General features: G+C 71.2%; 9 protein-coding genes and 1 pseudogene. 5 read left to right on the top strand and 5 right to left on the bottom strand.

All coding sequences use genetic code 11. The features are described from left to right. Nucleotides 1–130: 130 nt before the first annotated feature. Nucleotides 131–601, top strand: a pseudogene (locus ACIA5F_RS27505) (hypothetical protein); the annotation flags it as partial. After that, nucleotides 511–984 carry a hypothetical protein gene (locus ACIA5F_RS27510; RefSeq protein ID WP_399357497.1) on the top strand — a complete coding sequence of 158 codons (474 nt, stop codon included), beginning with the start codon at nucleotides 511–513 and terminating at the stop codon, nucleotides 982–984. The pseudogene ACIA5F_RS27505 and the gene ACIA5F_RS27510, both read left to right, overlap by 91 nt. A gap of 164 nt (nucleotides 985–1,148) precedes the next feature. On the opposite strand, the gene ACIA5F_RS27515 is transcribed toward ACIA5F_RS27510, so the two are convergent. Both ACIA5F_RS27515 and ACIA5F_RS27520 read right to left on the bottom strand, forming a co-directional pair. Then, nucleotides 1,149–1,457, bottom strand: coding sequence for a hypothetical protein (locus ACIA5F_RS27515; RefSeq protein WP_399357499.1), 309 nt, complete (start codon nucleotides 1,455–1,457; stop codon nucleotides 1,149–1,151). An 11-nt stretch (nucleotides 1,458–1,468) separates the two neighbouring features. Further along, nucleotides 1,469–3,061 carry an acyl-CoA carboxylase subunit beta gene (locus tag ACIA5F_RS27520; protein WP_399357501.1) on the bottom strand — a complete coding sequence of 531 codons (1,593 nt, stop codon included), beginning with the start codon at nucleotides 3,059–3,061 and terminating at the stop codon, nucleotides 1,469–1,471. A gap of 182 nt (nucleotides 3,062–3,243) precedes the next feature. Here ACIA5F_RS27520 and ACIA5F_RS27525 point away from each other — a divergent pair, with 182 nt between their 5' ends. Next, on the top strand, nucleotides 3,244–3,690 hold the full coding sequence (locus tag ACIA5F_RS27525) for a Tn3 family transposase (RefSeq protein WP_399357503.1): 447 nt from the start codon (nucleotides 3,244–3,246) through the stop codon (nucleotides 3,688–3,690). A 55-nt stretch (nucleotides 3,691–3,745) separates the two neighbouring features. On the opposite strand, the gene ACIA5F_RS27530 is transcribed toward ACIA5F_RS27525, so the two are convergent. Next, nucleotides 3,746–4,822: a winged helix DNA-binding domain-containing protein gene (locus ACIA5F_RS27530; RefSeq protein ID WP_399357505.1), complete on the bottom strand. Its 1,077-nt coding sequence runs from the start codon at nucleotides 4,820–4,822 to the stop codon at nucleotides 3,746–3,748. A 26-nt stretch (nucleotides 4,823–4,848) separates the two neighbouring features. Next, complete coding sequence (locus ACIA5F_RS27535; RefSeq protein ID WP_399357507.1) at nucleotides 4,849–5,583, bottom strand: alpha/beta fold hydrolase; 735 nt, start codon at nucleotides 5,581–5,583, stop codon at nucleotides 4,849–4,851. Nucleotides 5,584–5,662: 79 nt separating this feature from the next. Between ACIA5F_RS27535 and ACIA5F_RS27540 the strand changes: the two genes are divergently transcribed. Beyond that, complete coding sequence (locus ACIA5F_RS27540) at nucleotides 5,663–6,637, top strand: helix-turn-helix transcriptional regulator (protein WP_399357509.1); 975 nt, start codon at nucleotides 5,663–5,665, stop codon at nucleotides 6,635–6,637. A gap of 267 nt (nucleotides 6,638–6,904) precedes the next feature. Here ACIA5F_RS27540 and ACIA5F_RS27545 read toward each other — a convergent pair whose 3' ends face one another. Next, entirely contained in the window at nucleotides 6,905–7,750 is an 846-nt protein-coding gene (locus tag ACIA5F_RS27545; protein ID WP_399357511.1) for an NAD(P)H-binding protein, read from the bottom strand. Between the two features lie 144 nt (nucleotides 7,751–7,894). Between ACIA5F_RS27545 and ACIA5F_RS27550 the strand changes: the two genes are divergently transcribed. Further along, on the top strand, nucleotides 7,895–8,561 hold a 667-nt coding region (locus ACIA5F_RS27550), incomplete at its 3' end, for an SDR family NAD(P)-dependent oxidoreductase (RefSeq protein ID WP_399357513.1).

Genomic DNA, 8,561 nt, shown 5'->3' on the forward strand with positions numbered 1-8,561 from the left:
GCACGGTCCAGACGGCCCGCCCTGGACGGGCGGTGGGTGCGGGGTGAGTGCGCGGTGACCGTGCCGTGAGCGGAGGTGGCCAGAATCCGCTCGCTCCTTCCCGCCACTCCCTCACTGTTCCCCCTCCTCCTTCAGCGGGGTCTTCCAGGGCATGGCGGCCGGGGCGGCGTTCCTGATGGGCTTCGAGAGCTGCGCGGCGCTGGCGCTGGAGACCGGGGAGCCCCGGCGCGACGTGCCCTTCGCGGTGCTGGGCATCCCGGTGCTGCTCGGGGTGGTCTACCTGGTGGCGACCGTCGTCCAGGTGCCGGGGCTCCTCGCGTCGGCGGACCGGCTCGCGGCGGGCATGTCCCCGGCGGCGGCGCTGGCGCTGAACTCCGGGCTGGGCGGGACCTTCGCGAGCACCACCGACCTGGTGCTGGCCGTCGCCACCTTCGCGGGGCTGATCGGCTTCGTCAACTTCGGTTCGCGGTTCGTGGCGACCCTCGCCGAGGACGGCTGCTGCCGCGCCGGGTGGGGCGCCCGCACCCCCGGTACGGCTCCCCGGCCACGGCGGTGCTCGCCCTGTCGGTCACCGGTTTCGTGGTGCTGGCGGTGGCGGTGACCGTCTCCCCGCAGTCGCTGCCCGCCGTGTACGCGGCGCTGGCGACGCTCATCGTCTACCTGTGGGTCTTCCCGTACGTGCTGATCTGCGCGGCCCATGTGGTGCTGATGGTGCGTGAGCGCACCGTGCGTCCGTTCGCGCTGGCCGCGTCGGTGCTCGGGGCGCTCGCGATGGCCTGGGTGTACCTCAACGGGTTCGTCAACCCGCCGGCCCCGCCGGTGGACTCGATGTCCTACGCCGCCCTCGCCCTGATCGGGGTGACGGTCCCGGCCCTGGCCCTGGCCCGCCACCGGAACGCAAAACCCCCGACACCCGGACGGGCACCCCGGAAGCCGGCGGCGGAGCGGGTGGCGGGTGCGGTGGCCGGCGCGGCCCGTTCCTGACGGGCCACGCCGCCGTCGGGGAAGCCTGTGGGCCCCGGGCCCGCCGTCCGTGGCGGTGGGGCCGGGGCCGGGGGGCTTCCGTGGCGCGTCAGGGGTTCCGGGCCGGGTTGCCGTTCCGTACCCGTACGGGGGTTCCGTACGGCGGTTGGGGCCCGGGCGGCGGTTCAGGCCGTGTTGCGCCAGCTCGGCTGGGCGCCGCCGGCCGCCCAGGAGGTGGCCGCGCGGCGGCGGGCCGCGGCGGGCATCCAGCGGGCCGACGCGCGGGCCTGCTCCTCCTCCGCCTCGCGGACCGCCTCGGCGGCGCGTGCGGCCAGTACCGCCGAGAGCGCGACCGCCACCGCGGCGACCTCCTCCACACCGGGCGAGCCACTGGTGATGCGCCACGCCTGCGCCGCCAGGATCTGCGAGGTCAGCGCGGTGTTCTGCGAGGTCAGCGTGGTGTCTTGTTCCGTGGGCAGCGCTCGTACCGCCATCAGGTCCTCCGTCACTGGGGCTGGTTGCCGTGTTTGCGGCTGGGCAGCGGCGCGTGCTTGCAGCGCAGCACCTCCAGCGCGCCGATCAGTGCCGAGCGGGTCTCCGCCGGGTCGATGACGTCGTCGACCAGGCCGCGTTCGGCCGCGTAGTAGGGGTGCATCAGTTCGTCGCGGTACTCCTCGATGCGCGCCGCCCGGGTCCCCTCGGGGTCGTCGGAGGCGGCTATCTCCCGGCGGAAGACGACGTTGGCCGCGCCCTCCGCGCCCATCACCGCGATCTCGTTGATCGGCCAGGCCAGCGCGAGGTCCGTACCGATGGAGCGGGAGTCCATCACGATGTACGCGCCGCCGTACGCCTTGCGCAGGACCAGCGAGATCCGCGGGACGGTCGCGTTGCAGTACGCGTACAGCAGCTTCGCGCCGTGCCGGATCACGCCGTTGTGCTCCTGGTCCACGCCCGGCAGGAAGCCGGGCACGTCCACGAGGCTGACCAGCGGGATGTTGAAGGCGTCGCACATCTGGACGAAGCGCGCGGCCTTCTCGGAGGACTCGATGTCCAGGACGCCGGCCATGTTCTGCGGCTGGTTGGCGACGATGCCGACGACCTGGCCGCCCAGCCGGGTCAGCGCGCAGATGATGTTGGGCGCCCACCGCTCGTGGACCTCGAAGAAGTCCCCGTGGTCGGCGATCTCCTCGATGACCTTGCGCATGTCGTAGGCGCGGTTGGGGTCGGCGGGAACGAGGTCCAGCAGGAGTTCGGTACGCCGGTCCGACGGGTCGTCGGCGACCTCGGCGGGGGGCAGCTCGCGGTTGTTGGAGGGGAGGTAGGAGAGCAGGTGGCGGACGTCCTCCAGGCAGTGCTCCTCGTCGTCGTAGGCGAAGTGCGCCACCCCGGAGACGGAGGCGTGCACATCGGCGCCGCCCAGTCCGTCCTGGGTGATCTGTTCACCGGTGACCGCCGCGACCACGTCGGGCCCCGTGATGAACATCTGCGAGGTGCCCCGCACCATGAAGACGAAGTCGGTGAGGGCGGGCGAGTAGGCCGCGCCGCCCGCGCAGGGGCCCATGATCACGCTGATCTGCGGGATGACCCCGGAGTTGCGGACGTTGCGCTGGAAGATGCCGCCGTACCCGGCGAGGGCGGTGACCCCTTCCTGGATACGGGCGCCCGCGCCGTCGCAGAGCCCGACGATGGGCGCGCCGGCCTTCTCCGCGAGGTCCATCAGCTTGTGGATCTTCTGGGCGTGGGCCTCGCCGAGCGCGCCGCCGAAGATGCGGAAGTCGTGGGCGTAGGCGAAGACGGGGCGGCCGTTGACCTGTCCCCAGCCGGTGACGACGCCGTCGCTGTGCGGCTTCTTGTCCTCCAGGCCGAAACCGGTCGCGCGGTGCCTGCGGAACGCCTCCATCTCCGTGAAGGTGCCCTTGTCGAAGAGGAGTTCGACCCGCTCGCGGACGGTCAGCTTGCCCTTCTTCTTCTGTGCCTCCGTCGCCCGCTCGCTGGGACCGGCGATGACCGCTTCGCGCAGTTCCGCGAGCTCCGCCACCCTCGACCCCATGGTCACGGCCGCCGGAGGGGTCAGCGGCGCTTCCTCGACGATGCTCATACTTGTCCTTTCCAGACCGGAGAGGACTCCATCCTGGCCAGCGCCTCTGTAGAGCGCCTTGAACCGCCCTGGACGCCCGGACGAGGAGGGGGACGGAGGAGGAGGGACAGAGGGAGGGGTGAGCGGGGGCGGCGACGCCGGGCCCCGGGCCCGCCGGCCCGGGGCCCGGCGGGCCCGGCCGCGTGATCCGCACCGTCCAGCTCCTGCGCTACCTCTCGGACGCGCCGCTTCGCCGGCGGGTGACCGCGGCGACCAACAAGGTCGAGTCGTTCAACCGGTTCTCCCAGTGGGTCGGCTTCGGCAACCGCGGCGTCATCGCCGACAACGACCCGGTCGAGCAGGAGAAGGCGATGAGATTCAACGCTCTGCTCACGAACATGGTGATCTTCCACAACGCCCTGGACATCGCCGAGATCATCCGCCAACTGCTGGACGAAGGCTGGGAGATCGGCCCCGAGGACCTGGCCCACATCTCGCCCTACCCGACCGAGCACATCAACCGGTTCGGCGAATACAGCACGCACGAACTCGGTATCCAGCCGGAAGCGTACGACCCGAAGCTTGACGTCGACTTCACCCCGCTCCGTGAGCAGAGTCTGATCGCCGCCGGCCTCGGTCAGGCCGCTTGACCCAGCGTTCTCGCCTACGCGGCCGCCCTATTTTTTGGATCGGGATGCGGGTCGGCTATGCGGTGGGCCGCAGGAAGCGGACGACGGCGTCTTTCTCCATGTCGACTTCCCGCTGGATCTGAGGGGGGACAGGTTCGAACGCATCCACCTGGATGGAGCGCGCGCCGGAGCCACGGCTCCAGGTGGCGACGGCCAGGCCGTCGGCGATGACGGTCGGCCGGATGAGGCCGCCTCCCGGCCAGACGTGGGCCTGGTGGAGAGCGGGGACGGACATCTCGCGAGTGCGGTAGCCGACCAGGTAGTTGTCATAGGCGGGCAGCATGCGAACGTCTGGAGTGTCAGACGGGCCCGGGAGTTCCTCCACCCGTCCGGCGAGCACGGTCAAGCCGCCGTACTCGGTGATCACGCCGGATTCCGCCAGCGGTTTCCAGGCCCTGCGGGCCCAGGTGACCGGCAGCCCGGACCAGGCGGCGAAGTCCTCCAAGGTGGCGGGGGCATACGCGGCAAGGTAGCGATGGGCCAGCTCGGCGAGAGCAGCGCCTTCCTCCCACCGGAAGCGCCCGGTGGTGGGCAGCCAGTCGTCGAGCAGGACATACGTGGCCTCACCGGCGCGCTGCGGACCGTGACAGAGGACGCCAGTGAGTGCCGCGTGGCGGATCAGGTGGAAAGGCGCCTGCCCGTCCGGCGGGATGCCGAGGGTGGTGAGGTGCTCGGTCAGCTCGGACCGGGTGAGCGGGCCGTGCGCGGCGAGAACGCGCCGGATGAGATGGTCGGCGCGCTGGCGCAGATCATCGTCCAGGCCCAGCTGCTGGTAGCGGCGGCTGGTTGCGGCAAGAATCCGCGGGGACAGCAACCGCAACACCCAGCGGGCGTCGTCGCTGGGAATGGTGTGCAGGGTGCCGCGCATGTACCAGTTGCGGACGATGCTCCGCTCTTTCTCGTATGCCGTGCGGATGGCCTGGGCGGTGATGTCCCGGCCGCGTACCCGGATGCCCAGGTCGGAGGCTGTGGCGTCCTGGGCCTGGATGGCGAAGACCCGTCGGACGACCGCCTCGGCCGATGTCTCCCGTGCTCCGTCGGCCAGGGCCTGCGCACAGGCCCGCAGTCGGCGGACGCTCTCGTGGTCAAGCATCGGGCTGTGCGTCTCAGCCGGCGCGGTCAGGAGACGGCCTTGTCGAGGACGCGGGCGAGTTCGGTGGGCGCGGACAGCATCGGCCAGTGCCCGGTGGGCAGGTCGAAGCGCCGCCACGGCGGCTGGTTCAGGTAGGCCAGCATCGGCACCCCGGCGTCCAGCAGCCCCTTGAAGTCATGGCACGCGACCAGGACACGGTCCACACCGGGACCGGGCTCGGCCGGGCCGGCGAGGCGCTGGGTGAAGGTACCGAACGGCTGAGGGGTGGCACCCGTGCGCAGAGCGTCCAGCCGGCCCTCATCGAGCCCGTCGAGGCTGCTGGACAAGCCGAGGACGTCGAAGGGCGGCATCGGCAGCCTCCACCCGTCGCCAGACGCGTCGACCTGCTGGCGCAGCTGGTCCGCTGCCTGCGGTGGCATGAGGTCGAGCATGCACATGCCCGCGGCAAACGGGGCGCTGTCCACGTAGATAACACGCTCCAGCCGGTCGCCGAGACGTCCGGCTGCCCCGGTCACCGGGGCAGCCGCGTAGCTGTGGGCGACCAGCGTGACGTCGCGCAGACCGTTGCGCTCGACGAATCCCGTGATGTCCGCGATGTGCGTGTCCAGATCTGTCTCGGGTCCGCCCTGGTCCGCGTGCTCGGCCAGGGCGGTCAGTGTCAGCGGCAGCGCCGTGTGACCACGCTCCCGCAGAGCGCGGGCGGTGTCTTCCCAGGCCCACGCCCCGAGCCAGGCGCCGGGAACGAGTACGAAGGTGGCCATGTGATCTCCCAGAAGTAGGTGCTGCGGGGAGCGTAAAGTCGATACAGGACAGAATCCGCCCTGAAATGCCGAGTGATCCATGTCGCATCCCCTGACCCGTGTACTGACCCTGCTGGAACTCCTCCAGTCAAACGCCCGACTCACCGGGGCGGAGCTGGCAGACCGCCTGGACACCGACGTCCGCACCGTGCGCCGGTACACCGCCCACCTGCGGGAACTGGGCATTCCCGTGGAGGCCGAACGCGGCCGCTACGGCGGCTACCGACTGGCCCGCGGCTACCGCATGCCACCTCTGGTCCTCACCAACGACGAGGCCCTCGCAGTCGTTCTTGGCCTGCTCGCCGCGGAACGTCTGGGCATGGGCACCGCGGCACCGGCCAGTGCCGGTGCCCTGGCCAAGATCGAGCGGGTGCTTCCGCACGCCCTGCGCGAACCGCTCGCCGCCATGCGGGAGACCCTGTCCTTCACCGCCAACGCCGTGATCGGGCAGGCACCCGGAACCGGCGTCCTGCTGGCACTGGCCCAGGCCTCCCGCGCCCGCACGACCGTCGGTATCAGCCACCGGTCCTGGCGCCAGGAACACACCGAACGCGACATCGACCCCTACGGGGTGGTCTTCCACACCGGCCGCTGGTACGTCGTCGGCCACGACCACCTCCGCGACAGCCTGCGTACCTTCCGCATCGACCGCATCGCCTCCGTCACCTCCCGAACCGACAGCTTCACCGCACCCGACGGCTTCGACCCCGTCGCCCACCTGACCTCGACCCTCGCCCAGGGGTCCTACCGCTGGCAGGTCGAGGTGACGATCCATGGCCCCCTCGATGAGATCGCCCGCCGGCTGCCCCGCTCAGCAGTGACCCTCACCGCCCAGCCGATCGGCGTCCTGATGCACGCACGGGCAGAACGGCTGGACGGCATGGCCCACATGCTCGCCTCCCTGGAGTGGCCCTTCACCATCCACCATCCCGACGAACTACGGCAGGCGCTCAAGAATCTGGCCGCCCAGCTCACCGCAGCCGCCCAGCGGAGACCGGAAGAACTACCGCAGTAGATACCGGATTTACTGCGGCGGGGCCCCTACCGTGATCATCGCGACCTGCGGCGGGCCTACCCGGCCATCGGGACGAGGTGTACGCATTCACTGCGGCAGTACCAGAAGGGTGGGACGGCGTGACGACCGAACGAGTGACCGAGCTCGGGAGCGGGGGCGCACTTCGGTTGCCGAGCGCTCGGGTCGTACCCCGGCCTCGCCCCGCCCGGCCTCGCGCCCGGTCGCGCTCCCCGGCCGGGCGCGCTCCCCGGCCGGGCGCGCTGCCGGTCAGTCGCGCCAGGCGCCCGCGGCTGCCGCGTCCTTGACGAACGCGGCGAAGTCGCGCGCCTCGCGGCCCAGCGCCCGCCGCACCCCGTCGGAGACCTTCGCCTCGAACCCCTGGGCCACCGGGTGGAGCGCGGCGGCCCAGATCCCGGCGTCCGCGGCGGGCACGCCCTGCGCGACGAGCTCCGCGACGAACTCGGCCGTGGAGAGCGGGGTGTACGTGGCCGTGCGGCCGGTCGCCTCCCCGATCAGGGCGAGCACCTCGGGCAGGGTCACCGGGTGGGGGCCGGAGAGTTCGTACGTCTCCCCGGCGTGACCGTCCTCGGTCAGGGCGGCCACCGCGACGGCGGCGATGTCCTCCACGTCGATCCAGGTCGCCCCGGCCTCACCGGCGGGCAGCCGCAGTTCTCCCGCGACGATGCCGTCGCGGAACATGCCCTCGTCGAAGTTCTGGGCGAACCAGCCGGGCCGCAGCACCGTCCAGGCCAGGCCGGATTCGCGCACCGCCGCCTCACCCGCCAGGAACCCCGTGCTGGTGGACGGGTCCTCCCCGTAGTAGCCGGGGGTGTCGACCCCGCGCGCGGAGAGCAGGACCAGGCGCTGCACACCGCTGCGCGCGGCGTGCTGGGCCAGTTCGCGGGTCCGGGGGGAGCTGTCGTTCTGGACGATGTACACGCCGCCCACCCCGTCGAGGGCCGGGCCCCAGGTGGTCTCGTCCAGCCAGTCGAAGCGGGTCTCGCCCGAGCGGGACGCCGAACGCACCGGAATACCGAGTTCCGTGAGCTGTCGGACGACCCGGCGGCCGGTCTTCCCGGTGCCGCCGATAACAAGAACAGGAAGCTGAGTCATACCGCCGAGGGTAATTGCTGAATTCACGCGCGATGACAGGTGATTACCCGCGGATGGACGGCCGGTGGGCGGACGGGAGGACCATCACACTTGTGGCCCGATCTGTAGTGGCCGTGCCTGTACAAGAGAATTGGGAGTACCTGAATGACTGCCCTCACGAACAAGACTGCTCTGGTCACCGGTGGCAGCCGGGGCATCGGGCGTGCCATCGCCCAGCGGCTGGGCAAGGAGGGTGCGCTCGTCGCGCTGACCTACTCCAGCGACGAGGCGGCTGCGAAGGAGACGGTCGGCGCGATCGAGGCCGCGGGCGGCCGTGCCTTCGCCTTCCGCTCCGCCCTGGGTGTTCCCGGTGACGCCGAGGCGCTCTGGCAGGACTTCGACGCGCAGATCGGCCGGCACTCCGACACCACGGGTCTGGACATCCTGGTCAACAACGCCGGCATCGCCGGTCCCGGCCTGATCCACGAGGTCTCCGAGGCGGACTACGACAAGGTCTTCGCGATCAACGCCAAGGCCCCCTTCTTCATCATCCAGAAGGGCCTGGAGCGGCTGCGCGACGGCGGTCGCATCATCAACATCTCCTCCGGTGTCACCAAGGTGGCCTTCCCGGGCATGACCTCGTACGCGGCCAGCAAGGGCGCCGTCGAGGTGCTGACCCTGACCCTGGCCCAGACCCTGGGCTCGCGTCAGATCACGGTCAACGCGGTCTCCCCCGGCACCATCGAGACGGACATCCACCCGTGGATGGCCGACCCGGCCGCCAAGGCGCACGCCGCCGGCTTCTCGGTCTTCAACCGGGTCGGCCAGCCCG

It is taken from the genome of Streptomyces sp. NPDC051567, assembly GCF_044454165.1.
Taxonomy (GTDB): domain Bacteria; phylum Actinomycetota; class Actinomycetes; order Streptomycetales; family Streptomycetaceae; genus Streptomyces.